This is a genomic window from Kineococcus sp. NPDC059986 (genome assembly GCF_040702905.1).
GTDB lineage: Bacteria > Actinomycetota > Actinomycetes > Actinomycetales > Kineococcaceae > Kineococcus.
The window spans coordinates 1-24,597 of the sequence record NZ_JBFBND010000051.1 but is presented as its reverse complement, the minus strand read 5'-3'; the positions used below and the strand labels follow the sequence as shown (position 1 = coordinate 24,597).

Genomic DNA, 24,597 nt, shown 5'->3' with positions numbered 1-24,597 from the left:
CGGGACCTCGGGAAACTCATGACCCCCGGCCCCTGGACCCGCAACGACCACCCCGCCCTCCTGCAGAGGACGCGGGAACTCGCCCGCGCCCTCGCGCAGGACGACCTCACCCTCAGGAAGTGACGGGTAGCTGACCCGCGCAGGACGTCAGCCGGGTCAGCGCCCCCGCAGCACCAGGTCGGGCAGCTTCGCCTGCAGTTCGGCGACCGTCGTCCCCCACGTCTCCTCGACGACGACCTCGCCGCCCTCCAGCGACAGCACGGCCTCCTCGCTGTAGACGCGCGAGACGCACCGTACCCCGGTGAGGGGGTAGGTGCAGTTCGCGACGAGCTTCGGCGACCCGTCGCGCCCGAACAACGGCATGACGACGAAGACGGCCTTCGCCCCCGTCGCGAGGTCCATCGCCCCACCGACGGCCGGGATCGCGTCGGGTGCACCGGTGTGCCAGTTGGCGAGGTCCCCGGTCACCGCGACCTGGTAGGCGCCGAGGACGCACACGTCGAGGTGGCCGCCGCGCATCATGGCGAAGCTGTCGGCGTGGTGGAAGTACGACGCCCCGGGAGTTTCGACGACCGGGATCTTCCCGGCGTTCACGAGGTCGGGGTCGATCTCGTCCCCCACGGCCGCGCGCCCCATCCCGAGCATCCCGTTCTCGGTGTGCAGCACGACACCGGACTCCGGGCTCAGGTGGTCGGCGACCAGCGTCGGCCGGCCGATGCCGAGGTTGACGTAGGCGCCTTCGGGGATGTCGCGGGCGACGCGGGCGGCGAGTTCGTCCTTGGTCAGCGGACCCCGGTCGGTGTTCTGGATCGTCACGCCGCCACCCCCACGCGCACGACGCGGTCGACGTAGATCGCCGGCGTCACGACGCCCTCGGGGTCCAGCGAACCCGTCGGCACGACGTCGGAGACCTGCACGACGCTCGTCGTCGCGGCCGCCGCCATGACCGGCCCGAAGTTCCGGGCCGTCTTGCGGTACACGAGGTTCCCGAACTCGTCGGCGAGGTGCGCCTTGACGAGGGCCACGTCGCCGTGGATCGGGAACTCCAGCAGGTGTTCTCGCCCGTCGATCACGCGGGTCTCCTTCCCCTCGGCCAGCGGTGTGCCGACCCCCGTCGGGCAGTAGAACGCGCCGATACCGGCCCCGGCGGCCCGCAGCCGTTCGGCCAGCGTGCCCTGCGGCACCAGTTCGAGCTCGATGCGCCCGGCCCGGTACAGCCCGTCGAACACCCACGAGTCGCTCTGCCGCGGGAACGAGCAGACGATCTTGCGGACCCGCCCCGCGGCGAGGAGGGCCGCGAGGCCGAGGTCCCCGTTCCCGGCGTTGTTGTTGACGACCGTGAGGTCCTTCGCCCCCTGACGCAGCAGGGCGTCGATGAGTTCGACGGGCTGCCCGGCGGCACCGAAACCCCCGATGAGGACGGTGGCCCCGTCGGCGACGTCGGCGACCGCCGCGTCGGCGTCGGGGAGGAACTGCGTGCGGCTCAACGGACCCCCGCCTCCTGCGCGTCATTGTTCTCCAGGACGACGGCGAGTCCCTGCCCGACGCCGATGCAGATGGCGGCCACGCCCCAGCGCACGCGTTCGGCGCGCATGCGGGCCGCGAGGGTCCCCACGACCCTTCCCCCCGAGGCCCCCAGCGGGTGTCCGAGGGCGATCGCCCCACCGCGGGTGTTGACGATCTCCGGGTCGACACCCCAGGCGTCGACACAGGCGAGCGACTGCACGGCGAACGCCTCGTTGAGTTCCACCGCCCCGACGGCGTCCCAGCCGACCCCGGCACGGGCCAGGGCCCGGTGCGCGGCCTCGACGGGCGCGAACCCGAAGTCCTGCGGGTCGAGCGCGAAGGCCCCGCGGCCGGCGACGCGGGCGATCGGGTCGTGCCCGATCACGGCGGCCGCCTCGGCGGTCCCGAGCAGCACGGCCGAGGCGCCGTCGGACAGCGGGGAGGCGTTCCCGGCCGTGATGGTCCCGGCCGGGTCGAACGCGGGCTGCAACCCCGCGAGGCGTTCGACCGTGGTGCCGGGGCGGATGCCCTCGTCCTTGGTGACGTCCCCGACGGGCACGACGAGGTCGTCGTAGAACCCCTCGGCCCACGCCGCGGCGGCGCGTTCGTGCGAGCGGACGGCGAACTCGTCCTGCCGCGTGCGGGAGATGCCGAACTTCTGCTGCAACTGCTCGTTGGCGCCGCCGAGGCTGACGGTCCACTCCTTCGGCATCCGGGGGTTGACGAGCCGCCACCCCAGCGTGGTCGAGACGGCCGTCACGTCGCCGGCCGGGTAGGCGCGCGAGGGTTTGGGCAGGACCCACGGCGCCCGGGACATCGACTCCACCCCGCCGGTGAGCACGACGTGGGCGTCGCCGGTCTCCAGGGCGCGCGACCCCGCGAACAGGGCGTCGAGCCCGGAACCACAGAGGCGGTTGACGGTGCTGCCGGGCACGGACGTCGGCATCCCGGCGAGCAGGACGGCCATCCGCGCCACGTTGCGGTTGTCCTCCCCGGCGCCGTTGGCCAGACCCAGGACGACCTCGTCGACGGCCTCGGCCGGCAGCTGCGGCGAGCGGTCGAGGGTCGCGCGCACGACGGCGGCCGCCAGGTCGTCGGGGCGGGTCTCGGCGAGCGCGCCGCCGAACTTGCCGAAGGGGGTGCGGACGGCGTCGTAGACGTACGCGTCGGGGCGAGCCTGGGATCCAGCCATGTCCCCAGCCTGACCCCGTCGGCGTCATACGTCCAACATCCGTTGCGGACCGGACCGGTACTCGTGGAGTATGGCTGCGTGACGTTGCGCCGCCTCGAGTACTTCGTGGCCGTGGCCGAGCAGGAGTCCTTCACGGGCGCCGCCCGGTCGCTGCACATGGCCCAGCCACCGCTGTCCAGCCAGGTCCGCGCCCTGGAACGCGAGCTCGGCGCCGAGCTGTTCGACCGCGGCGGCCGCACCCCCGTGCTCACCCCGGCCGGCCGCGCGCTGCTGCCGGAGGTCCGGCGCCTCCTGGCGGCCTACGACCGGCTGCCCGCCACGGCGCGGCAGGCCCGCGACGGCAGCGTCGGCCGGTTGCGGCTGGGTCTGGTCCCCTCCGCGGTGGCCGGCGGGTTGCCCGACGTCCTGCGCCGCGTCCGCACCGACCTGCCCGGGCTGGAGGTGGCGCTCGTCGAGGGGCGGCCGACCGAGCTCCTGCGACGCCTCGACCTCGACGACCTCGACGTCGTGCTCCTCTACGCCGTGCCCGACGGGCCCGCGCTGGCCTCCCGGGTCCTGGCCGCCGAACCCCTCGTGCTCGCCCTGCCGCACGGTCACCGCCTGGCGGGCGCCCCCGCGGTGGCCGTCGGCGACCTGGAGCAGGAACCGCTCCTGCTGCCCGCGCGGCACGGGGACGACGGCCTGCGCGAACGGACGTCCGCGCTGCTCGCGGGCGTGCACGTCCGCGTCGTCCAGGACGACCTGTGGATGGTGCAGACCATGGTCGCGCTCGTCGCCGCAGGGCTCGGGTGTGCCGTCGTGCCCCGGTCCACGTCGGCGCTGCGCCCCGACGCCGTGGCCTACCGGCCGTTCGCGGGTGCCGCACCGGATCTGGAACTCGTCGCCACCTGGCGCGAGGACCGGGACCACCCGCCGGTCGCCCGGTTCCTCGACGTGTGGGGGCGGTGAGCGCGGTGTCGACCGACGGACCGGAGACCATCGTCGTGGGCGTCGACGGCTCGACGACCTCGCTCAACGCCCTCGCCCACGCGCTGGGCCTGGCGCGCCGCGCGGACGCCCGGCTCGTCGTCGTGCACGTCCGGCAGGTCGTCCCCGGGTTCGCCGCCGTCGGGGACCGCAGCGGCGTCCTCGCCGTGTCGGGACTGCAGTCTGCGGACGAGGTGGCCGAGGAGCTGGCCGCGATCGTCGCGCGCTTCTCCGGGGAGTTCGGGGTCACCACCGAGGTGCACGTCCGCACCGGGGACGTGGCCGGGGAGATCGCGGCCCTCGCGACGGACCGGCGGGCGGACGCGGTCGTCGTCGGCACGTCCCACAGCCTCGGCCACCGGCTGGGCGGTTCCGTCGCGGGTCGGTTGTGCCGTCTGGCCCGGTGGCCGGTCACCGTCGTGCCGTGACCGGCCGCCGCGGCCCCTCACCTCCGGCGGCCGGCGATGACCTTCTGGAGGACGACGAAGGCGAGCAGCACGGCCCCGATGAACACCCGGGTCCACCAGGAGTCGAGGTCCTCACGGGCGATGAGCACCTGGATGAGGCCGTAGACGAGGACCCCGGCGCCGGTGCCCAGGACGAAACCCACCCCGCCGGACAGCAGCGTCCCGCCGATGACGACGGCCGCGATGGCGTCCAGCTCCATCCCGATGCCGGTCAGGTTGAACCCCGACTTCGTGTAGAGGGCGAAGAGGATGCCGGCGATGCCCGCACAGGTGCCGGAGATGACGTAGACCCCGATGCGCGTGCGAGCCGGTCGCAGCCCCATGAGTTCCACGGCCGCTCCGCGGTCCCCCGCCCCCAGCCCGTAGACCGTGCGGCCGAAGCGCGTGTAGTGCAGGACGTACACGGCCACGAGGAGGACGCCCACCGCGATCAGCATGCTCGCGTTGATGCGCCAGGTCTCCCGGCCCTCCCCGAACTTCAGGCTCCAGGAGGCCAGCGCCGAGAAGCCCGGGTCGTCGATCTTGAGGGAGTTCGTGCTCACGACGTTCGCCAGCCCGCGGGCCAGGAACATCACGGCGAGGGAGGCGATGAACGGTTGGATGTCGAACACCTGCACCATGACGCCGATGAGCAGCCCGCAGCACGTCCCGATGAGCACGCCGAGGACGAGGACCACCGGCAGGGGTGCGCCGGCCGTGAACAGCTTGGCCGTCACCAGACCCACGAGGGCGACCACGGCCCCCACCGACAGGTCGATGCCCCCGGCGAGCACGACGAAGGTCATGCCGACGGCGAGGACGAGCAGGTAGGAGTTGTCCAGCAGCAGGTTGGACAGCAGCCGCATGCTGAGGAAGTCGGTGCGGGCCGTGCTGTAGCGCTGCTGGCCCACCCCCAGCATCACCACGAGGGTGACCAGGGTGCCGACGACGGGCAGGAAGCGGCGGTCGACGCGGTCCACGAGGGCGCGGACCCGTCGGGAGCTCGGCCGAGGCGGCGCGCCCGAAGGCGCCTGGGGGGACAGTCCGGTGCTCACGCCGTCACCTCCGCCGGGACGGGACGACGGGTGCGGGGGGCCCGGCTCTTCCACCGGGAGCGCAGGGCGGGCGAGGCCGCGACGCACACCGCGATGAGGACGAGCGCCTTGAACAGCGGGGTCGTCTGGCTCGGCAGCTCGAACACGATGACCGCTCGTTCCAGGGTGGACAGCAGCAGCGCACCCACGACGAGCCCGCCGAGGTGGAACCGTCCGCCGTCCAGGCGTGTGCCGCCGAGGACCACGACCATGATCGCGTCGAGCTCCTTCAGCAGGCCGATGTTGTTCGCGTCGGCCGCCATCGTCGGTGCGCCGTAGACGATCCCGGCGAGGGCCGCGAGGAGTCCCGCGATGACGTAGACGACCCACGTGGTGGACCGGGCGCTCACACCCGCCAGCCGACTGGCCTCGCGGTTGGTTCCGACGGCCTCCAGGAACATGCCGAGGGCGGTGCGGCGGACGGCCAGCGCCACGAGGACGAAGACGATCCCGGCGATGACGACGGGCACGGGGACGCCGAGGACGAAGCCGGACCCGATCGACTTGAACGGCGGGCTGGTGACGGTGGTGATCTGCCCCTTGGTGATGAGCATCGCGATCCCGCGACCGGCCACCATGAGGATCATCGTGGCGATGAACGGCTGGATCCCGAGGGCCGTCACCATGAACCCGTTGAAGGCGCCGATGACCACCCCGAGGACGAGACCGAGGACGACGGCGGTCGCGACCGCGCCGGGCGCCGAGGGGTCCGGGACGCTCGCGAGGTGGGTCAGCGAGACGGCCAGGGAGATGGCCATGACAGCGCCCACGGACAGGTCGATGCCGCCGGTGGCGATGACCAGGCACATGCCGAGGGCCAGCAGCAGTGGGGTCGCGCTGTTGCGCAGCAGGTCGATCAGCTGGCCGTAGAGGTTCCCGTCGCGGGTGGCGACGTCGAGGAACCCCGGGCTCTTGAGCCCGCAGGCCAGGAGCAGGACGACGAGCGCGAGCACGGGCCAGAGCAGGCCGTGCTGGGAGACGCGCTGGAACAGCGTCACCGGGTTCGTACCGCGGGCGGACGCGTTCACGACGCCCTCACCTCCGAGTTCGCGATGGCTTCGAGGACGGTGTCGGTCGTGACCGACGCGTCGTTGGTGATCTCCGCGACCTTGTGCCGGTCGCGCATGACGACGATGCGCTGGCTGAGCCGCAGCACCTCCTCCAGCTCGGAGGAGATGAAGACGATCGACATGCCGTCGGCGGCGAGGTCGGCGACGAGGCGCTGGATCTCCGTCTTCGCGCCGATGTCGATCCCCCGGGTGGGTTCGTCGAGCACCAGCAGCCGCGGCGCGGTGGCCAGCCACCGCGCCAGCAGCACCTTCTGCTGGTTCCCGCCGGAGAGGTTGCGGATGAGGGCGTTCGGGTTCGGCGGGTTGATGTTCAGCACGACGATGTACTTCTGCACGATCTCGTCCAGCTCGCGGCGCGGGATGCGCCGCCACGGGCCACGCCCTGCCTGCAGGGCGAGGGCGATGTTCTCGCGGACCGTGAGGTCCCCGATGATGCCCTCCTTCTTCCGGTCCTCGCTGGACAACGCCAGGTGCCGGCGCAGCGCGGCCAGCGGCGTCGGCAGCTTGACCGGACGCTCGTCCAGGGACAACTCACCACGGTCGGGGCGGTCGGCCCCGACCAGCAACCGCGCCAGTTCGGAACGTCCCGAACCCAGCAACCCCGCCAGACCCACGATCTCCCCGGGGTACAGCGAGAGGTCGAAGGGTTCCACCGCGCCGCCCCGGCCCAGTCCGACGGCGGTCATCAGCGGCGTCTCCCGCGAGGAGTGCGGTGTGATGGCCCGCTTGGCCTGTTCCTCGATGCCGGCCAGGGCGGCGCCGGACCGACCGATCATGTGCGCGACCAGTTCCCGGCGCGGCAGGTCGGCCGTGACGAACTCGCCGACGAAGCGGCCGTTGCGCAGCACCGTCATCCGGTCGGACAGGTCGTAGACCTGTTCGAGGAAGTGGGAGACGAAGAGGACGGCCACCCCTTCGTCCCGCAACCGGCGCACGACGCGGAACAGCTCGGCCACCTCGGCCCGGTCCAGGCTCGACGTCGGTTCGTCGAGCACGAGGACCTTGGCGTCGACGACGAGGGCCCTCGCGATGGCGCACAACTGCTGCACGGCGATGCTGTGCGACGACAACTGCGAACGCACGTCGACGTCGAGGTTGAGGCGCTGCAGGAAGCCACGCGCTGCGCGGCGCGTGGCGGGCCAGTCGATGAAGGGGCCGCGGCGCACCTCGTGGCCCAGCATGACGTTCTCCGCGACCGTCAGGTTCGCGCAGAGGTTGACCTCCTGGTAGACGGTGCTGATGCCCGCCGCCTGCGCCTGGCTGGGGCCGCTGAACCGCACCTCGCGGCCTTCGACGGCGATGCCCCCGTGGTCGATCCGGTGGACCCCGGTGAGGGCCTTGATGAGCGTCGACTTGCCGGCGCCGTTCTCACCCATGAGCGCGTGGACCTCGCCGCGTCGCAGGACGAGGTCCACGCCGTCGAGGGCCTTGACCCCCGGGAACGTGATGGTGATGCCGGTCATGCGGACGACCGCGTCCGGCGGGGCTGCGGCCGGATCTCCCGACCGTCGGGTGTTCGTGGTTTCGGACATCGTTGCGGCACAGCCCTTCCGGAGACTCAGGTCGGTGGTCAGTACTTCCGGGCGTCCACGTCGGCCTGGGTCGTCGACTGGTCGAAGGCCTTGTCCTGGACGATGGTCTCCTTCGGCACGTCCTTGCCGGCCGCGACGTCCTTGACGAGCGTCGCCAGCTGGTCACCGAACACGGGGTTGCACTCCACGACGTAGTTGAACTTGCCGTCGACGAGCGCCTGCAGCCCGTCGCGGACCCCGTCGACCGAGACGATCTTCACGTCCTTGCCGGGCACCTTGCCGGCCGCCTCGATGGCCTCGACCGCGCCCAGCCCCATGTCGTCGTTGTGGGTGAAGATGAGGTTCGTCTCGGGGTAGGTCTGCAGGGCGGCCTCCACGGCCGTCTTGCCCTCGGCGCGCGTGAAGTTCCCGCTGGCCTTCCCGACGACCTGCTTGCCGACGACGCCGTCGAAACCCTTCTCGCGGTCGACCTGGGCACCGGAGCCGAGGGTCCCCTGCAGCTCGAACACCTTGGCGTCGGGCGCGTTCTGCGCGACCCACTCGCCGGCGGTCTTGCCCTCCTGCTCGAAGTCGGCCCCGATCCACGTCGCGTACGGGTCCTTGACGGACGTGTCGACCGTGCGGTCCACGAGGACGACGGGGATGCCGGAGTCCTTGATCTCCTGGAGGACCTCGTCCCAACCGGTCTCGATGACCGGGGAGAAGGCGATGACGTCGACGTCCTGGGCGACGAAGTCGCGCAGCGCCTTGATCTGGTTCTCCTGCTTCTGCTGCGCGTCGACGAACTTCAGGTCGAACCCGTTGGCGGAGGTGAGGGCCGCCTTCACCGACTCGGTGTTCGCCGTCCGCCAACCGCTCTCGGCGCCGAGCTGGGAGAACCCGACGGTGACCGCTCCACTTCCCCCGCCCTCGGCGGTCTCGCTGCCGGCGGCGTCCCCACCGCCGCAGGCCGACAGGCCCCACAGGGTGGCGACGCCGACGGCGGCGACGAACGAGCGGCGGGTGGTCCTGGGAGACGACATGAGCTCCTCCTCGAGCGGGGTGTCCGACTGCTGTGTCGGTGCTGAGATTGTGAGCGCTCACAACTCTCGCGGTCAAGAGGCCGTCGGCAACGAGCCCGTCACGGTCGCGGGGCGGCGCTGCTGGAGCGCACGACGAGCCGGGCCCCCACGAGGACCCCCTCCGCCGGCTGCCGCTCGATGGCGGCCGTCATGCGTTCCAGGCTCCGCCGGCCCAGGGCCGACCAGTCCGGCCGGACCGTCGTCAGCGGCGGGAAGAAGTGCTCCGACCCCTCGACGTCGTCGAAACCCACGACCGACACCTCCCGCGGAACGTTGACCCCGGCGTCCGCGAACGCGTGCAGGAGACCGAGAGCCAGTTGGTCGTTGGCGGTGAACACGGCCGTCGGCAGGGGCACGACGTCGCGACGCCCCAGCAGCGAACGGCCGATCGCGAACCCCGCCGAGGCCGTCCAGTCCCCCTGGACCGGGTCCTCCGGGCGCACGCCGGCCTGCAGCATCGCGTCCAGCCAGCCGCGCTCCCGGGCCCGGGCGTCGAGCCACACCGACGGACCCCGCACGTGCAGGACGTCGCGGTGTCCGAGGTCGAGGAGGTGCCCCACGGCCAGGCTCGCCCCGGCGTACTGGTCCACGGCGACGGTGTGGATGTGACCGCTCACCTGCCCCGGGCCGACCATGACGACGGGCAGCTTGCGGCTGTAGTCCTTCACGGCCCGCACGGCCTCGTCGTGGGAGGCGATGACGACGACCCCGTCCACGCCCTGGTCCAGGAAGTGCTCGAGCGTGGCCTGGACGGTGTCGACCTCCCACCGGGTGACGGTGGCGACCGAGACGTAGGTCCCCTGGCTGCGGGCCGCGTTCTCCACCGCGATGAGGGTCATGGTCGGCCCGAAGAGGGGCGAGTCCTCGGTGATGACGCCGATCGCTCCCGTGCGACGCGTGACGAGGGTCCGCGCAGCCTCGTTGCGGCGGTAGCCGAGTTCGGCGATCGCGTTCTGGACCCGCTCGCGCGTCGCCGCCTTGACGTTCGGGTGGTCGTTGAGGACCCGCGAGACGGTCTGGTGCGACACCCCGGCGAGCTTGGCCACGTCGCTCATGGCCGGCGGGCGCGGCGCGGCAGCGGTGGACCGCTCCCCTGTGGCGTCAACCACGGCAGGCACCCCCGTCGGTGCTGGGCATCGGTCCTCCGTCGGATTGAGAGCGTTCACATCCTAGGACGACGACACCGCACTGGGAAGACCGCTCCAGGTGCGGTGGGGGCTCCTACGTCCCGGCCCGCCGCAGGTAGGACAGCAGCTCCCCCACCCCGAACGTCCACGGCGGCAGGTCCTCCGTCGCCGCGACGGTGTTCTCCAGCGTCCCCAGGAGGGGGCAGGAGATCCGCACCACGTCCCCGACGTGGTGGGTGAAGCCCTGCCCGGGTTCGTCGCGGTCGGTCGTGGGCGCGAAGAGCGTGCCCGTGTAGAGGACGAAGCCGTCGGGGTACTGGTGGTGCGGGCCGACCGTGGCCGCCACGAGTTCCTCGAACGGGCGGCTGATGCGGGTCAGGGAGTTCCGCCCGTGCAGCACGAACCCGTCCCCGCCGCGGACCTCGAGGTCGATCTCCGCGGCGCGCAGCGCGTCGAGGGTCAGGGAGTCGTCGAGGAGCCGGACGAACGGCCCCAGTGCGCTGGAGGCGTTCGCGTCCTTGGCCCGGCCCAGCAGGAGCGCCGACCGACCCTCGACGTCGCGGAGGTTGACGTCGTTGCCGAGCGTGGCCCCGACGACCTCCCCCCGGGAGGTGACGACGAGCACCAGTTCGGGTTCGGGGTTGTTCCACCGCGACCACGCCGGCACGCCGACCGCGGCGCCGTGCCCCACGGAGGCCAGGACGGGCGCCTTGGTGAACACCTCGGGGTCGGGCCCGAGGCCCACCTCGAGGTACTGCGACCACCAGCCCCGCGCCTGCAGCACCTCCTTGACCCGCCCGGCCTCCGCCGACCCGGGACGAACGGACGACAGCGTCCCCCCGAGGACGTCCGCCACGTCGGCACGGACCTCGGCCGCGCGGGCCGGGTCACCGCCCGCCCGCTCCTCGATGACACGTTCGGCGAGGCTGTCGGCGAACGTGACCCCGCACGCCTTGACGACCTGCAGGTCCACGGGGGCGAGCAGGTGCGCCGCGCCGGCGTCGTCCACGGGGGCCGCGAGCAGGTCCGTCGTCCACCACCGCGCCGTGCCCCGCACCGCGTCGCGGGCGACGGCGAGCCGGTCGTCCCGTTCCAGCAGCCCCGCGACGGTGGGGTCGACGTCGGTGAGGTCGTGGACGCCCCAGCCGGCGGTTCCGGGTGGCGGCGCCGTGTCGACCACCACGACGCGGGGGCCGCGGGTCGACGGGTCCCAGACCCGCCCGACGAGCAGGGCTCCCGCCGGCAGCACCTCGGTCACCCCGGGGCTCACGCCGTCAGTCGGTTTCCGGGCCGCAGCAGTAGAAGCAGTCCCCCTCGCACGACCGCAACCCGTCGAGGACCCCGAGGTCCTCGGTCCGCTCCACCACGACCGTCATGCCCGTTCCTCCGTCACCACCGCACCGGCCACCTGCCGGCGCGTTCTTCCACCGTGCCCCCTCCGGACCGTCCCGGACGTCGGACGCGCCGGACCCCACCCTTTCCTTCCCGCGATCCCCCCAACGTGCCCGCGAGGTGTGAAGACGGGCCGATCTTCACGAACCGGCAACAACCACGGAACATCCGTCGCCGGCCACGGAGCAGAACCCGCCGAACTGCCTACGGTCGGGGACGTGACCGAACTCTTCGCGGCACCCGCGCCCACTTCCCCCTCCGTCCAGCCGCCGGTGCGCAGCGCGGGCCACGCGATCGTCGAGGCCCTCGCCCTGCACGGTGTGGAACGCACCTACGTCGTCCCCGGTGAGAGCTACCTCGACGTCCTCGACGGCCTGCACGACTCCGGCATCCAGACCGTCGTGTGCCGCCACGAGGGCGGTGCGGCCTACATGGCCGAGGCCGACGGCAAGATGCAGCGCCGCCCCGGCATCGCCATGGTGACCCGCGGGCCGGGGGCCGCGAACGCCCACGTCGGCCTGCACACGGCCTGGCAGGACTCGACCCCCATGGTCCTGTTCGTCGGGCTCATCCCCTTCGACCACCGCGACCGCGAGGCGTTCCAGGAGTTCGACGTCAAGGCGTGGTTCGACACCGGAGCCAAGCGCGTCATGGTCCTGGACAACGCCGAACGCGCCTCCGAGATCGTCGCCGAGGCCATGTTCGCCGCCAGCAGCGGACGCCCGGGCCCCGTCGTGGTCGGCCTGCCCGAGGACGTGCTGCGCCACCCCGTCCACACCCCGGTCCACCCTCCGATCCCCGTCGCCACGGGCGGCATGACCGCCCGCGACGTCAGCGCGTTGAGCCAGGCCCTGGCCGGGTCGGTCAAACCCCTCTTCGTCACCGGCGGCAACGACTGGACGCCGCAGGCGGCCGAGCAGCTCACCCGGTGGCTCGAGCGGCACGACATCCCCGCGGCCGCCGAGTGGCGCACCGAGGGCACCGTCCCGTTCGACTCCCCCAGCTACGTCGGCCCCATCGGCTACGGCCGGCCCAAACCCACCTACGACCTGCTCGAGGAGACCGACCTCCTCGTGTTCGTGGGCACGGTCCCCGGCGACACCATCACCGACGGTTTCGTCGTCCGCCAGGACTGGTCGAAGAAGAACTTCCTCGTCACGATGGACCCCTCCCTGCGCGGTCGCAGCGGCGCGGTCTCCTACCAGATCGTCGCCAAACCCGACGTCTTCGTCCGCGACCTGGCCGGCATCGAGCTGCCCGTGCGTCCCGAGTGGACCGCCTGGACCCGGCGGATGCGCGCCGAGCAGGAACGGTTCGCCGCCCTCCCCCCGGCCACGCCGACCCCGGGACCGGCGCGGATGGACACGCTCATGGCGAACCTCGTCCCCACCCTGCCGCGCGACGCCGTCGTCACCTTCGGGGCCGGGGAGCACACCAACTGGGCGCACCGGTACTTCCCGACGATGGAGTACGCCTCGATGCTCAGCGCCCGCAACGGGTCGATGGGGTACTCCATCCCCTCCGCAGTCGCCGCCTCGCTGGCGAGGCCCGGTCGCCGGGTCGTCACGGTCGCCGGCGACGGGGAGTTCCTCATGAACGGTCAGGAACTCGCCACCGCCGCCCAGTACGGCGCGACGCCGCTCGTCGTGGTCGTCGACAACGCCGAGTACGGGACCATCCGGACCCACCAGGAACGGCACTACCCCGGCCGCGTCAGCGGCACCCAGCTGAAGAACCCCGACTTCGCGCTCATGGCGCAGGCGTTCGGCGGGTTCGGTGTCCGCGCCGACCGCGACGAGGACGTCCCCGCCGCCCTCGCCGCCGCTCTGGAGGCGATCGACGAGGACCACGTGTTCGCCCTCGTCCACCTCGTCGTCGAGCAGCGGACCCGCGCCTACTGAGGGACGGGCGCGCGCCGGACGACGGCGCGGTCGCGGTGGCTGCGCACCACCAGGTCCGCGACGTCGAACCCGGCCGGCAGACCCTCGACGTCGAGGGTCACCCGGTGCCCGTCGGGCAGGTCGACGTGGTTGTCGCTGAAGCGCACCCCGGGTGCGGGGCTGAGGACGTGGGCCCGGTAGGTGTACCCGTGGGAGGCCATCGTCACCGTCGCCGTGGTCGCCCCCGTGCCGACCACCGCCACGTCGAGCCGGGACGGGCCGAACGGGACGTCCTTGACCTCGGTGAAGAAGAGGCGGTTGGCGGGGACGTCCGGACCCTGCACCCAGGCGTAGCGGTCCGGCGCGGTGAGCCCCTCCCCGGACCACACCACCCGCGACTCCGCCGTCCCCAGGGCCGCGGTGGCGCTGGAGGCCAGCACTTCCCGGCCGTCGAAACCCCCGACCGAGAACTCGACGGTGGTCCGCACGGGTCGTCCCGCGTTGCTCAGCCAGAGCTCCAGCCGGTCGCCGTCGGTGCGGAAGCTGGCCAGCAGCGGCGCGAAGGCCCGCTTCACCGCGTAGTAGCCGGCCTTGGGCACGAGGTCGAAGTCGACGAGGGACCAGCTGAACCCGGGCCAGACGTCGTTGAACTGCCAGACCAGGGCTCCGCTGCAGTGCGGCTGCCGGCGCCGGTAGTGCTCGACGCCGAACTTCAGGCCCTCCGCCTGCGAGACCATGGTGTCGTCCACGTACTCCTGCAGGGTGGTCGGGAGCCCGGTGACGATCTCGAGGACGGCGTCGTGCTTGTCCTTGGGGTGGTCCTTGTTGCGGGCGTCGAAGGCCGGGCTGTGGATCGTGAGGTCCGCGTCCCCCACCCACCGTTCGAGCGTGCCGCGCTCCGGGGCGGCGTGGATGCCGAACTCGCTGACGAACTTGCCGCGGTCGGCCGCGTAGCGCCGGTAGTGCCGCGCCTCGCCGACGCTCGCGAACTCCCCGCCCCCGGCACCGACGTCCAACCCGTGCCAGACCTCCCAGGCGTGCCGGTCGCCGTCCAGCACACCGTTGACGGCCAGCCAGCCCTCGCTCGCGTCCTCCCCCCACGGGCTCCCGGGCCAGTACGGCGTCGCCCCGTCCAGCCGGGCGACGGTGTCGGGCAGGGTGCGGAAGAAGAACTCCGACCCCCAGTTGCCGTCCTCGTAGCCCTGGTAGGCGAACCCGTGGACCATCTGCACCTCGTTGCTCCCGCACCACAACGCGAGGCAGGGGTGGTTGCGCAGGCGGGCGACCTGGTGCTCGGCCTCCAGCGCCACCTCCCGGGCCAGGGTCGCGTCCTCGCTGGGGTAGTCGATGCAGGCGAAGGCGAAGTCCTGCCACACCATGACGCCGAGTTCGTCGCAGGCGGCGTAGAACGCGTCGTGCTCGTAGATCCCCCCGCCCCAGACGCGCAGCATCGTCGACCCGCCGTCGCGCGCCAGCCGCACGAGGTCGTGCAGTCGGTCGTCGGTGACGCTGCCCACCAGGAGGCTGGGCGGCAACCACGCCGCGCCGCGCGCGAACACCGGGACACCGTTGAGCAGGAAGCGGAAGTGACGACCTCCCTCGGGGTCTGGAGAACGGTCGAGGGTCACGGTGCGCAACCCGACCCGACCCGCGCGCGTGTCGAGGACGTCGGACTCCCCACCGGGACCGGGGTCGACGACGAGGTCCACGGCCAGGTCGTGCAGGACGGGTTCCCCCAGGTCGTGCGTCCACCACAGGGCGGCGTCCGGGACGGGGACGACGACCTCCGCCCGCCCGTCCTGCACCGGCGCGCTCACCGTGACCGCGGGGCGGCCGGCCGCGGTGAGGCGGAACCGGACGGCGAGCGGATCGTCGGTGGCGAAGACCTCCACGTCCGCCGCCAGCACCACGTCGGCGGTCCCGTCGGGGTGGACGGCGTCGGTCCGCACGTGGTGCCCGCGCAGGACGGCGGCCCGCGAACGCCGCAGTTCGACGGGCAGCCAGATCCCCACGGACGGGACCCGGGGGCCGAAGTCCCAGCCCCAGGAGAACGTCGCCTTCCGGCGCTGGGTGGCCCGCGCCAGGTCGTCGGACAGGATGCCGCTGCCGCCCTCCTCGGCCGGATCGGTGAGGTCCCCGAGGGCGCCGCGCAGGCGGGTGAGGAGGGAGCGGGCGCTGTCGGGCACCTCCAGCCCCGCCAGGGGCGGGGAGAACCGCAGGAGCAGGGCGTGCCCGCCGGCCGCGAACCGGGTGACGTCGAACTCGGCGGGGCGGAACATGTTGTCGTGGTGGCCGAGGAGTTCTCCGTCCAGCCACACGTCGACGACGGTGTCCAGGCCGTGGAACACCAAGCAGACCCGCTCGTCGGGGGCCAGGTCGGCCGGGAGGTCGATCCGGCTGCGGTACCACCAGTCGCGCTCCTCGACCCAGCGGACCGCGTCCTCGTTGCCGTCGCGGTAGGGGTGCGGGATGAGCCCGGCCGCCAGCAGGGCCTCGTGCACACCGCCGGGGACCGGGGCGGGGATCCACCCGTCCGCCGGCACCTCCACCCCCACCGCGCTGTGGGCGAGGTCGAACGCCCCGATCGTCGTGCCCACGTCCGTCATCGCGCCACCGTAGTGGAACTCCATGCCGAGTGGCAGACCTTCCCACTTCCGCGCTAGCTTCCGTGCGTGGGACTGCGGGAGCTGAAGGCCGAGCGGACGCGGGCGTCGCTGCACACCGCCGTGCTCGAGCTCGCCGAGGAACGCGGCTACGAGGCGGTCACCGTCGAACAGGTCGCCGACCGTGCCGAGGTGGGGGTGTCGACGCTCTACCGGTACTTCCCGAACAAGGACGCCATCCTGCTCGACCCGGTCGAGCGGGACGTCGGGGTGCTGGCGGCGGCGTTCCGCGCCCGCCCCGCGGCCGAAACCGAGGACGTCGCTCTCGGGCACGCGTTGACGCACTTCCTGACCGCCGCGTCCGCCGACCCCGTGCGCCTCGGGCGGTTGCGCGCGCAGCTGGACCACGCCCCGGGGCCGCGCGCCCGGCTCTGGGACCTGTGGAACCAGCAGCGGGCACTGCTGGAGGAGGCGATCGCCGAACGGGCGGGAACCTCCCCCACCGACCTGCGGGTCGCCCTCGCCGCGCACCTGACGACGACGGTCGCCCAACTGGTCCTGGACCGGCAACGGGACGCCGTCGACGAACCCGCGCTCGGCGACGTGCTCGACGAGGTCGCCCGTGTGCTGGAGGCAACCGCCACCCTGGTCCCGCGGCTGCCTCCCCGTCAGGACACCTGACCGCGACGTCCCCGGACCGGCAGGACCGCGAGCAGCGTGAGGACCACGGTGGACGGCCACAGGGCCACCCGTTCCAGCAGCCCGCCCCACGCGGTGTCCAGGCGCACGACGAACACCGCACCGCAGGCGAACCCGACGACCCCCGTCGCGACGAGGGCCGGTCGCCACCGCCCCGCCACGCGCGACCGCCACCCCGTCGACGCGACGGCCAGACCCGTGGCGACGATCCCCGGGGCCGAGACCAGGGCGTGCCCCTCGAGGTCCACGTCCAGGGGCAGCAGGCCCGCCCCCACCTGCCCCGCGCCGGCCACGACCCACGCCCCCGTCGCGACCCACCCCCTGCGGGGCGCGAACAGGAACGGCCGCAGCAGCACCGCCCCCAGGGCCATCGCCGCGCCGAACACCACGAACGCGGCGTTGACCGCGGCGTGGGCCGGCGAACAGACGGGAACGGGGCCGGTCGGGTAGGCGACCGTCGTGCAGCCGACCGCGCCGAGGTCGCTGATGGTGTTGTCCAGCAGGCTGTACGGGGCCTGCACGACGGCGACGGCGACGAGCTCCACCGCGAGGTAGAGGGCCTGGACCAGCCACAGCAGGACTCCCAGACGCAGGCGCACGCCGGAAACCTAGCTGACCGGGTCCGCGCCTCCCCTCCGCGCGCGGACCCGGTCACCGGTGATGGATCAGCGACGCGGGATCGCCAGCGTGACCGAGTAGCGGCTGCCGGCCGGCGCCTGCACCGAGAGCCGGTAGCCACCGGTGCTCGGGAGCTTCACGGTGACGTCGCGCTGCTGCTGGGTCATCGTCGTGTGCAGCGGGCTGCCGTCGGGCGCGACGAGCGTCCACGCCCCCTGCGCGCTGGTGTCGGTGAAGTGCACGGTGGCGGTCTGACCGCTGCGGGCGTCGAACGTGTAGTCGTGTGAGCCGGTGCCCTTCACCGTGGCCGCGGTCCCCCCGGCCGGGAACGTGATCTTCGAGGCCGAGCTCGTGGCGGCGGCCGGGATGGACAGCGAGAGGTCGTAGGTGGCCGGGCGGCTGGAGACGATGTCGACGTAGTACGTCCCGGACTCCGGCAGCGTGTAGGTGAAGTCGCTCTGCCGCGGGCTGTGGGCGTTGTGGACCGAGGGGCCGGTCGGGCCGACGAGGGTCCACGTCGTCGCGGACGTGCTGCGCGAGAGGTGGAACGTCGCGGTCTGCCCGGCGCGGGCCTGGAAGGTGTAGCGGTTGTCGCCGCCGGCGGCGACGTGGCCACTGACGTGCGTCGAGGTGGCGCCACGGGCGAAGTGCAGGGGCGTCGCGGTCGGGATGCTCGGCGAGGCGGCCGACGCGACCCCCGCACCGGCGACACCGGCGGTGGTCAGCAGAGCGGCGGCGGCAGCGATCATCTTGCCACGCATGGGGTTCTCCTTCAGGAGTGCGTTTCCGGTTCGGTGCGCGGCCGCCCTCGCGGCCACACCACGAAACTACGGACGCGGTGTGGCACCGTGGTGTCGGCGCCGCAACCGTTCCGGGACACCGTGTGTCGAGATCGACACACGGACGTCCTCACTCCGGCGGCGCCGCCGGCAGGTGGACCCGCACGACGGTCCCCTGGCCCTCACGGCTGTCCGCCGAGACCGTCCCGCCGTGCCGTTCGACGACGGCCCGGACGAGCGGCAGCCCCAACCCGCTGCCCGCCACGGTCCGCGCGGCCGGGCTGCGGAACAACTCGTCCCACACGTGCGGCAGGTCCTCGGCGGGGATGCCCTGGCCGGTGTCGGCGACCTCGACGAGCACGCCCCCCGTGTCCTCCCGTGCCCGCACCTCGACGTTGCCGCCCTCGGGCGTGTACTTGACCGCGTTGTCGACGAGGTTCACGAGGGCGAGCGCCAGCAGGTCGGCGTCCCCGTCGACGGCCGGCAGGGGCCACGGGGCCCGCGGCACGTCGAGGTCGAGGCGGCGGCCCGCCGCCCGGGGTTGTTCCCCGACGACCTCGAGGGCCTCCTCCAGCAGGGCCGTGAGGTCCACGCGGCGGAACGTCACCGGACTCGTCTGGACGTCGGCGATCTTGCGCAGGTCCGCCGTGAGACGGCTGAGCCGCAGCACCTGCTCCTCGATGCTGCGCAGACCCCGGGTCCGCTGCTCGGGACTCGCCTCGTCGGCGGCCGCGTTCGCCAGCGCTAACCGGATCGCGGTGAGCGGGTTCTTGAGCTCGTGGTCCAGGCGCCCCAGCAGCAGTTGCCGGTCCCGGACGGCCCGCGCGGTGACGGCCGACCGGGCCTCGCGCTCGGCCCGGGCCCGCACCCGCCGGACGTGCGCGACGAGCGCGAGGACGACGGCGAGCACGACCGACACCAGGACCCCGAGGGTGAGGACCCAGTCCTGCACCTGGGCCCCGAGCCGCACCTCGACGAACTCCCCGCCTCCGCCCAGACGCCCTGTGCGCCAGAGGGTCCATACCGCACAGGCGGCGACCGCCGGCAGCACCGCCACCCCGGCGGCCAGGAGCGCGGACCGGTTCGGGTGCCGGTTCCCCGGCGTCACGACGTCGCTCACGTCAGGCCTTCTCGACGGAACCGGAGAACCGGTAGCCCGTCCCCAGCACGGTGGTGATGAGCTGCGGTGCCGCGGAGTCGTCCTCGAGTTCGCGGCGCAGTTCGGCGATCCGGGTGTCGACCGACCGCGTGCTCGTCTGGAACGTCCACCCCCACACGGCTTCCAGCAGTCGTTCCCGGGTCATGACCTCGTCGGGGTGCGTCATGAGGTACGCCAGCAGGGCCGTGGCGCGCGGGGTGAGGACGACCTCGCGCCCGTTCTTCCACACCCGCTGGGAGACCCGGTCGAGGACGACGGCCCCGGACCGCAGGCGCTGGAACTGCCCGGGCCCCCCGGTCCGGTCGCCGTCGCGGCGGCGCAGCACGGCCCGGATGCGGGCCGTGAGCTCCTGCGGGTCGAACGGCTTGTTGAGGTAGTCGTCGGCCCCTTCCTCCAACGCCATCGCCCGCTCGCTGGACTCCCCCACCTGGGTGAGCAGGATGACGGGGGTCGAGAACTTCTCCTGCCGCAGCCGACGCAGCACCGCGCGGCCGTCCATCTTCGGCATCATGACGTCGAGGACGACGAGGTCGGGGTCCTGGGCGCGGACGCGGTCGAGGGCCTGCTCGCCGTCGTGCGCGACCACCACGTCGAAACCCGCGCGTGTCAGCAGCGGCGCCAGGTTGTCCGTGATCGCGGTCTCGTCGTCGGCGAGGAGGATGGTCGGCACCCCCCGATGATGCCCGCCGGCCCCGCGCGCCGGGAGCCCCGGCACCCCCGCTGTGCCGGAACGGTTGCCGGTGTGTCCGTCCTGTCACAGGGGCCGGTCGCGGCGTCCGGGGCGCACCGCCCTTCCTAGACTGGTCGGGTGCGTCCCCCGGTGTCCCGTCCGCTCGTCGTCGCGGTCCTGGCCCTCACCGGGGTCGTGCTCACCGGGTGCTCGTTCCAGGGCGGAGTGACCGTCGGCGCCCCGACCCCCGCAGCGACACCAGCAGCGACGTCCGCACCGACACACGCAGCGACATCGACACCGACGACCAGCAGCCCCACCACGCCCGTCCCCGGCACGCCCAGCCCCACGAACCCGAGCCCGAGCACCCCGCCCCCGAGCAGCCCCGCCCCCGGCACCCCCACGACGGTCGGCGTCTGCACCTCGACGCAGCTCGTCGCCGCGCTGACCCCGGCCACGGCGCCCGCGGGACGCGGGGCGGCGCTGCTGACGCTGACGAACACGGGACGTTCGGCCTGCCACCTCCGGGGGTTCGGGGGGATCTCCCTGGCCCGCAGCGACGGTTCACCGGTCCTGTCCCGGCAGGTCCGCACGGACGCCGCGTCTCCGGCCCTCACGCTGGCCCCCGGTGACGTCGCCCGCTCGTCGTTGTCCTGGTCGACGGTGGCGAACACGGCCGTCGGGGAACCGGCGACGGGCGAGTGCGAGGCCGTCCCCACCTCGTTGCTCGTCATCCCGCCGGACCAGATCGACGACCGGGCCGTCCCCTGGTCGGCCGGACCCGTCTGCGACCAGGGGACGATCACGCAGACGCCCTACACCTCCGACTGACTCCGGACCCCGGCCGCTCCCACGAGCCGGCCGACGAGGGCGGCCGCGACGACCACGACGAGCACCCCGACGGTGAACACCTCGAAGCTGGCGCGGCTCACGCCCCACTCCTGCGCGAAGTCGTACTCGAGCCCGAGCAGACCTTCCAGGACACCCGGGACGACGGCGGCCACCGAGCCGAGCAGGATGAACAGGTAGACGATCCCGGCGAGCACCGTGAACCCGCGGCGGCCGCCCGGGACCTGGTAGGGCCTGGCCGTGTCGTGGGTCCAGCGCAGGTGGATCATCGCCGGGACGATGACGACGTAGCTGATGAGCAGCGTCGAGACGGCCTGGGTGAGGACGACGGCGAACACCGCGGCCGCCGTCCCGTGCACGAGCACGGTCGCGAGGACGAGGAACACCGTGGAGACGACCCCGGAGACGAGGTTCATCCGCACCGGCGTCCCCAACCGCTCGGAGAACTCCCCCAGCCGCCGGGTGAAGAACGCCCCGTCGGCGGCGGCCACGGCCTGCATGCGGTCGGTCGCCATCATCCAGGCCGAGCCCTGCGTCAGCAGCGCGTAGACGAACGCCACCGCGGTGAGCGTCAGCAGCGGTCCGGCGGCCGGCCCGAACACCGCGTAGCTGACCTCGATCGCCTGCATGACACCGGCGTCGGCGGTCCGGTCGGCCGGGGTCACGAGGATGATCGCCAGCACCGGCGCGAGGTAGGCCAGCAGGGTGATGCCGGCGCCCCGCGCGATGGCGGTCGGGGTGTCGCGCTGGGGGTCGTGCATCTCCTCCGACGCCGCGCTCGGCGCCTCGAACCCGACGAACGCGAAGAGCGCGACGGGCACGATGGCGAGGAACCCCGCCGCGGTCGGCCTGGCCGCCGACCAGTCCACGCCCGCCGTCCCGGACTGCGCGACGTGCACCAGCGCCGTCAGGGTGAGGCTGCCGAGGACGAACAGCTTCGCCCACGCCCCGACGTTGATGAGGACCTTGCCGCGCTTCAGGCTCACGACGGCGAGGAGGATCGCCACCCAGACGAAGACGAGCTTGACGACGAAGTCCCCCACGGCCGACGTCCTCACGACGTACTGCGACCACACCGACCCGGCGATGAACGCCAGCGACCCTCCCAGCCAGATGGGGTTCGTGATCCAGTAGAGGATCACGGCGACCGAGGCCCACGTGCGACCGAACGCCCGGCGCACCCACTGGTACGGGCCGCCCTCCTCGGGGTACGTCGAGGACGTCTCGGCGAAGACGAAGGCCGACGGCACGAGGAAGGCGATCCCGATGAACGCCGACCAGACGAGCCCCTCGGGCCCCCCGCCGGCGAGGACGGCGATGCTGTCGCCGCTGATGACCGCGGCGACGATGAACAGGACGATGTCCCCGCGGCGCAGGGTCTTCACCAGACGGCTGCGGGGCACCCCGTCGTCGGCGACGGGTGCGGCGAGGTGAGCAGGCTGCTCGTACGACACGGGAACTCCGATCTCGGGCGGTGAGCGGAGTGTGCCGGACCCGTGTTTCGGGCAGGTGTCGGTCCGGGTCAGCGTCCCCCGGGCGGGCCAGCGTGGTGCACGTCGTGCAACGCCCGGCGCTTGACCGCCTCGCCGAACAGGCTGAGACCGGCGTTCAACGTGACGAGACCGGCCGTCCCCTGTCCGACCCACCGGCCGCGGCGGGCGCGGCGCACGGCGGCGTCGGTCACGACGCAGACCCCGGCTCCGACGAGCAGCAGGCCCGACGGCGCGAGCACCTTCCACGCGGTGAGGTCGTCCACCACTCCAGCTTCTCAGCGGAGGTTCAACAACGCGCGGGCACGCTGGGTGCATGTTCGACCTCATCGGCGGCCTGCCCGTCCACCCGCTCGTCGTCCACGCCGTCGTGGTGCTCCTGCCCCTCGCCATCCTCGGCACCATCGCGGTCGCGGTGCGCCCCGCGTGGCGCGCCCGCTACGGCGGGATCAACGCCCTCGTCGCGGTCGTCGGCACCGCCCTGTGCCCCGTCGCCACGAGCAGCGGGGAGTCCCTGGAGCGCCGGGTCGGTGACCCCGGCCGGCACGCCGACCTCGGCGACCAGCTCGTCTGGTTCGCCCTCCCCATGGCCGTCCTGGCCGTCGTCCTGTGGTGGCTGCAGCGCCGCCGCCGGGACGAGGCCGAGCGCGCCGGCAACGGGCGCGCCGCCGTGTCGGTCGTCGCGGCGCTCGCCGTCGTCGCCTCGATCGCGACGGCCGTGCAGGTCTACCGCGTGGGCGACTCCGGCGCGCAGGCCGTGTGGAAGGACCAGGTGAACGCGGCGCCGCAGAAGGCCGGCAGCTGACGCCCGTCCTTGCGGGACCGTTCCGGGATGCGGTCCCACCGCCCGCCCCGAGACTGGGGACGTGACCGGGCACCGGGCCCGGGACGACTCGGAGGTCGACGTGGCGAGCGGTGTGGCGACGGTGTGGGTTCCCGTGGACGACATGGACAGGGCGGTCGCGTTCTACGGCACGACCCTCGGGCTGGACGTGGGCATGACCTCCCCCGACTGGAGCGAAGTCGACGCGGGCGGGCTGACGATCGGCCTGAACGCGCGTGAGGAGACGGCGTCGCACGCCGACGGCGGGGCGGTCATCTCCTTCACGCCCGACTCCTCCATCGACGAGGAGGTCTCGCGGTTGCGTGAGCAGGGCGTCGAGTTCACGGGTGGCATCAGCGACCACCCGTGGGGACGCATCGCCCCGTTCAAGGACTCCGAGGGCAACGACCTGCAGTTCTACGCCCCGCCGGCCTGAGTCCGCAGTTCCAGGACCGGGATGCGGCGCGAGGTCTTCGCCTCGTACCCGGCGAAACCCGGGCTGGCCGCGAGGAACCGCGCCCAGGCCGCTTCCCGGTCCTCCCCCTGCAGGTCCACGGCGTGGACGGCGACCTCGCCGGCGTCGGGGTCCTCGACGACGGTGTCGGGGTGGGCGAGCAGGTTGTGGTACCAGGCCGGGTGGTGGTCGGCCCCGGCCGCGGAGGCCGCGATCAGCCAGCCGCCGTCGGTGGGGATGGCGAACAGCGGGACCACGCGCTCGGTGCCGCTGCGGGCTCCCGTGTGGTGCACCAGGAGCAGGCTGCGCCCGAACCCGGCCGTCGTCACCGTCCCGCCGTTGGCGCGGAACTCCTCGATCACCTGCTGGTTGAAGTCCACGGTTCTCCTCCGTACGCGGTCGTGCGTACCCGTCATGCTGGGGGGATGGACTCCCCCGCCCGGTTCAAGGACCTCTGCCTCGACGCCCGTGACCACCAGGCTCTCGCGGACTGGTGGTGTCGCGCCATGGGGTACCGCCGCCGCGTCGGACCGTCCGGCCCGCGACCGGCGTCCGACCCCGTCCCCCTCGTGGACCCCGCCGGGGCGGGACCCGCGCTGTGGGTCAACCGCGTGATCGAGGACAAGGTCGTGAAGAACCGGCTGCACTTCGACGTCGACGGGGACGTCGAGGCCCTCCTGGCCCTGGGGGCGACCCTCGTCCGCGGTCGCGACGAGGAGATCGGGTGGGACGTCCTGGCCGATCCGGAGGGCAACGAGTTCTGCGTGTTCGCGGCGAGGAGGTCCGCGGGGTGATCCCGGAGGACAGGTCCGACGCCGAGCAACGCGCTGCGACCCTCACCCCCGGGGCCCCGCAACCGTGGTGACGGTGCCGCGGATCTGCTGTCACAGCTCGCAAGACGTTGCGTCGCACAAAGTTGCGAGGCCCCGGACCTACCGCCACAGGGTTTGTTCGACTACCCTGGAACACGTGAACCCCACCGCCCAGGACACCCCACGCGACAGGGCCGCCGACGCCCTCACGCGCCTGGCGGCCGACCTGGACGACCTCCTCACCCTCCCGACGGGAACCCTCGACCGCGACGACGTCGAGCACCTCACCCGCTCGCTCTACGCCCTCGGCAACCGCCTCGACGCCACCAAACTGCACCTCCTGCGCCGGACTCTGGAGCACGCCCCCGAGAGTTC

The 24,597-nt window shown here is 72.9% G+C and carries 25 protein-coding genes and 1 pseudogene; 9 read left to right on the top strand and 17 right to left on the bottom strand.

The features are described from left to right. Positions 1-156 precede the first annotated feature (156 nt). Genes AB0637_RS23400 through AB0637_RS23390 form a run of 3 tightly spaced genes read right to left on the bottom strand, consistent with a single transcriptional unit; the run spans position 157 to position 2,698 of the window. A complete protein-coding gene (locus tag AB0637_RS23400) occupies positions 157-816 on the bottom strand; it encodes a 3-oxoacid CoA-transferase subunit B (RefSeq protein ID WP_366175110.1) in 660 nt (219 codons plus the stop codon). After that, positions 813-1,487: a 3-oxoacid CoA-transferase subunit A gene (locus tag AB0637_RS23395; RefSeq protein WP_366175108.1), complete on the bottom strand. Its 675-nt coding sequence runs from the start codon at positions 1,485-1,487 to the stop codon at positions 813-815. Before AB0637_RS23395 ends, AB0637_RS23400 begins: the two co-directional genes overlap by 4 nt. Beyond that, the gene (locus tag AB0637_RS23390) at positions 1,484-2,698 is read right to left on the bottom strand and encodes a thiolase family protein (protein ID WP_366175106.1); all 1,215 of its coding nucleotides are present in this window, start codon (positions 2,696-2,698) and stop codon (positions 1,484-1,486) included. Before AB0637_RS23390 ends, AB0637_RS23395 begins: the two co-directional genes overlap by 4 nt. Before the next feature lie 78 nt (positions 2,699-2,776). Between AB0637_RS23390 and AB0637_RS23385 the strand changes: the two genes are divergently transcribed. Together AB0637_RS23385 and AB0637_RS23380 are read left to right on the top strand one after the other, a co-directional pair. Further along, positions 2,777-3,646: a LysR substrate-binding domain-containing protein gene (locus AB0637_RS23385; protein WP_366175104.1), complete on the top strand. Its 870-nt coding sequence runs from the start codon at positions 2,777-2,779 to the stop codon at positions 3,644-3,646. Positions 3,647-3,651: 5 nt separating this feature from the next. After that, complete coding sequence (locus AB0637_RS23380; RefSeq protein WP_366175102.1) at positions 3,652-4,092, top strand: universal stress protein; 441 nt, start codon at positions 3,652-3,654, stop codon at positions 4,090-4,092. A 17-nt stretch (positions 4,093-4,109) separates the two neighbouring features. Here AB0637_RS23380 and AB0637_RS23375 read toward each other — a convergent pair whose 3' ends face one another. From AB0637_RS23375 to AB0637_RS23350, 6 genes are all read right to left on the bottom strand, one after another. Continuing rightward, positions 4,110-5,090: a sugar ABC transporter permease YjfF gene (locus tag AB0637_RS23375; protein WP_366175112.1), complete on the bottom strand. Its 981-nt coding sequence runs from the start codon at positions 5,088-5,090 to the stop codon at positions 4,110-4,112. A 71-nt stretch (positions 5,091-5,161) separates the two neighbouring features. Beyond that, a complete protein-coding gene (locus AB0637_RS23370) occupies positions 5,162-6,232 on the bottom strand; it encodes an ABC transporter permease (RefSeq protein WP_366175101.1) in 1,071 nt (356 codons plus the stop codon). Beyond that, the gene (locus AB0637_RS23365; protein WP_366175099.1) at positions 6,229-7,806 is read right to left on the bottom strand and encodes a sugar ABC transporter ATP-binding protein; all 1,578 of its coding nucleotides are present in this window, start codon (positions 7,804-7,806) and stop codon (positions 6,229-6,231) included. Before AB0637_RS23365 ends, AB0637_RS23370 begins: the two co-directional genes overlap by 4 nt. A 38-nt stretch (positions 7,807-7,844) precedes the next feature. Next, positions 7,845-8,828: an ABC transporter substrate-binding protein gene (locus AB0637_RS23360; RefSeq protein ID WP_366175098.1), complete on the bottom strand. Its 984-nt coding sequence runs from the start codon at positions 8,826-8,828 to the stop codon at positions 7,845-7,847. A 98-nt stretch (positions 8,829-8,926) separates the two neighbouring features. After that, positions 8,927-9,976 (bottom strand): LacI family DNA-binding transcriptional regulator, encoded by a 1,050-nt coding sequence (locus tag AB0637_RS23355; RefSeq protein ID WP_366175097.1) that lies wholly within the window; start codon positions 9,974-9,976, stop codon positions 8,927-8,929. 112 nt (positions 9,977-10,088) lie between these two features. Beyond that, a complete protein-coding gene (locus tag AB0637_RS23350; RefSeq protein WP_366175095.1) occupies positions 10,089-11,264 on the bottom strand; it encodes a fumarylacetoacetate hydrolase family protein in 1,176 nt (391 codons plus the stop codon). 340 nt (positions 11,265-11,604) lie between these two features. On the opposite strand from AB0637_RS23350, the gene AB0637_RS23345 reads away from it, so the two are divergent. Next, a complete protein-coding gene (locus tag AB0637_RS23345) occupies positions 11,605-13,287 on the top strand; it encodes a thiamine pyrophosphate-dependent enzyme (RefSeq protein ID WP_366175094.1) in 1,683 nt (560 codons plus the stop codon). Here the strand turns inward: AB0637_RS23345 and AB0637_RS23340 are convergent. Next, positions 13,281-15,872: a glycoside hydrolase family 2 protein gene (locus AB0637_RS23340; protein WP_366175093.1), complete on the bottom strand. Its 2,592-nt coding sequence runs from the start codon at positions 15,870-15,872 to the stop codon at positions 13,281-13,283. The two genes, AB0637_RS23345 and AB0637_RS23340, sit on opposite strands and share 7 nt — an antisense overlap. 66 nt (positions 15,873-15,938) lie before the next feature. Between AB0637_RS23340 and AB0637_RS23335 the strand changes: the two genes are divergently transcribed. Continuing rightward, a complete protein-coding gene (locus tag AB0637_RS23335) occupies positions 15,939-16,550 on the top strand; it encodes a TetR family transcriptional regulator (protein WP_366175092.1) in 612 nt (203 codons plus the stop codon). Here AB0637_RS23335 and AB0637_RS23330 read toward each other — a convergent pair. The 4 genes from AB0637_RS23330 to AB0637_RS23315 form a co-directional block, all read right to left on the bottom strand. Further along, positions 16,538-17,167, bottom strand: a complete 630-nt coding sequence (locus AB0637_RS23330) for a DUF998 domain-containing protein (RefSeq protein ID WP_366175091.1) — start codon at positions 17,165-17,167, stop codon at positions 16,538-16,540. The genes AB0637_RS23335 and AB0637_RS23330 overlap by 13 nt on opposite strands. Before the next feature lie 66 nt (positions 17,168-17,233). Continuing rightward, the gene (locus AB0637_RS23325) at positions 17,234-17,947 is read right to left on the bottom strand and encodes a peptidase (RefSeq protein WP_366175090.1); all 714 of its coding nucleotides are present in this window, start codon (positions 17,945-17,947) and stop codon (positions 17,234-17,236) included. 148 nt (positions 17,948-18,095) lie between these two features. Next, positions 18,096-19,085: a HAMP domain-containing sensor histidine kinase gene (locus tag AB0637_RS23320; protein WP_366175089.1), complete on the bottom strand. Its 990-nt coding sequence runs from the start codon at positions 19,083-19,085 to the stop codon at positions 18,096-18,098. 1 nt (position 19,086) lies between these two features. Beyond that, positions 19,087-19,794 carry a response regulator transcription factor gene (locus AB0637_RS23315; RefSeq protein WP_366175088.1) on the bottom strand — a complete coding sequence of 236 codons (708 nt, stop codon included), beginning with the start codon at positions 19,792-19,794 and terminating at the stop codon, positions 19,087-19,089. Between the two features lie 138 nt (positions 19,795-19,932). Between AB0637_RS23315 and AB0637_RS23310 the strand changes: the two genes are divergently transcribed. Then, positions 19,933-20,625 (top strand): DUF4232 domain-containing protein, encoded by a 693-nt coding sequence (locus tag AB0637_RS23310; protein WP_366175087.1) that lies wholly within the window; start codon positions 19,933-19,935, stop codon positions 20,623-20,625. On the opposite strand, the gene AB0637_RS23305 is transcribed toward AB0637_RS23310, so the two are convergent. Further along, a complete protein-coding gene (locus tag AB0637_RS23305) occupies positions 20,610-22,097 on the bottom strand; it encodes an APC family permease (RefSeq protein ID WP_366175086.1) in 1,488 nt (495 codons plus the stop codon). The genes AB0637_RS23310 and AB0637_RS23305 overlap by 16 nt on opposite strands. A 68-nt stretch (positions 22,098-22,165) precedes the next feature. Next, positions 22,166-22,399, bottom strand: coding sequence for a hypothetical protein (locus tag AB0637_RS23300; RefSeq protein ID WP_366175085.1), 234 nt, complete (start codon positions 22,397-22,399; stop codon positions 22,166-22,168). Positions 22,400-22,449: 50 nt separating this feature from the next. Between AB0637_RS23300 and AB0637_RS23295 the strand changes: the two genes are divergently transcribed. Then, positions 22,450-22,938 carry a DUF2231 domain-containing protein gene (locus tag AB0637_RS23295; RefSeq protein ID WP_366175084.1) on the top strand — a complete coding sequence of 163 codons (489 nt, stop codon included), beginning with the start codon at positions 22,450-22,452 and terminating at the stop codon, positions 22,936-22,938. A 61-nt stretch (positions 22,939-22,999) separates the two neighbouring features. Further along, positions 23,000-23,392 (top strand): VOC family protein, encoded by a 393-nt coding sequence (locus tag AB0637_RS23290; RefSeq protein ID WP_366175082.1) that lies wholly within the window; start codon positions 23,000-23,002, stop codon positions 23,390-23,392. Here AB0637_RS23290 and AB0637_RS23285 read toward each other — a convergent pair. Next, positions 23,374-23,790: a nitroreductase family deazaflavin-dependent oxidoreductase gene (locus AB0637_RS23285; protein ID WP_366175081.1), complete on the bottom strand. Its 417-nt coding sequence runs from the start codon at positions 23,788-23,790 to the stop codon at positions 23,374-23,376. The two genes, AB0637_RS23290 and AB0637_RS23285, sit on opposite strands and share 19 nt — an antisense overlap. Before the next feature lie 45 nt (positions 23,791-23,835). On the opposite strand from AB0637_RS23285, the gene AB0637_RS23280 reads away from it, so the two are divergent. Next, positions 23,836-24,204, top strand: a complete 369-nt coding sequence (locus tag AB0637_RS23280; RefSeq protein ID WP_366175080.1) for a VOC family protein — start codon at positions 23,836-23,838, stop codon at positions 24,202-24,204. 175 nt (positions 24,205-24,379) lie between these two features. Continuing rightward, positions 24,380-24,597: pseudogene (locus tag AB0637_RS23275) on the top strand (hypothetical protein); the annotation flags it as partial.

Bases quoted from the DNA above. Each gene is read 5' to 3' on its own strand.
- AB0637_RS23390 (WP_366175106.1), bottom strand. From the start codon at position 2,698: ATGGCTGGATCCCAGGCTCGCCCCGACGCGTACGTCTACGACGCCGTC.
- AB0637_RS23365 (WP_366175099.1), bottom strand. From the start codon at position 7,806: ATGTCCGAAACCACGAACACCCGACGGTCGGGAGATCCGGCCGCAGCC.
- AB0637_RS23360 (WP_366175098.1), bottom strand. From the start codon at position 8,828: ATGTCGTCTCCCAGGACCACCCGCCGCTCGTTCGTCGCCGCCGTCGGC.
- AB0637_RS23340 (WP_366175093.1), bottom strand. From the start codon at position 15,872: ATGACGGACGTGGGCACGACGATCGGGGCGTTCGACCTCGCCCACAGC.
- AB0637_RS23325 (WP_366175090.1), bottom strand. From the start codon at position 17,947: ATGCGTGGCAAGATGATCGCTGCCGCCGCCGCTCTGCTGACCACCGCC.
- AB0637_RS23295 (WP_366175084.1), top strand. From the start codon at position 22,450: ATGTTCGACCTCATCGGCGGCCTGCCCGTCCACCCGCTCGTCGTCCAC.
- AB0637_RS23280 (WP_366175080.1), top strand. From the start codon at position 23,836: ATGGACTCCCCCGCCCGGTTCAAGGACCTCTGCCTCGACGCCCGTGAC.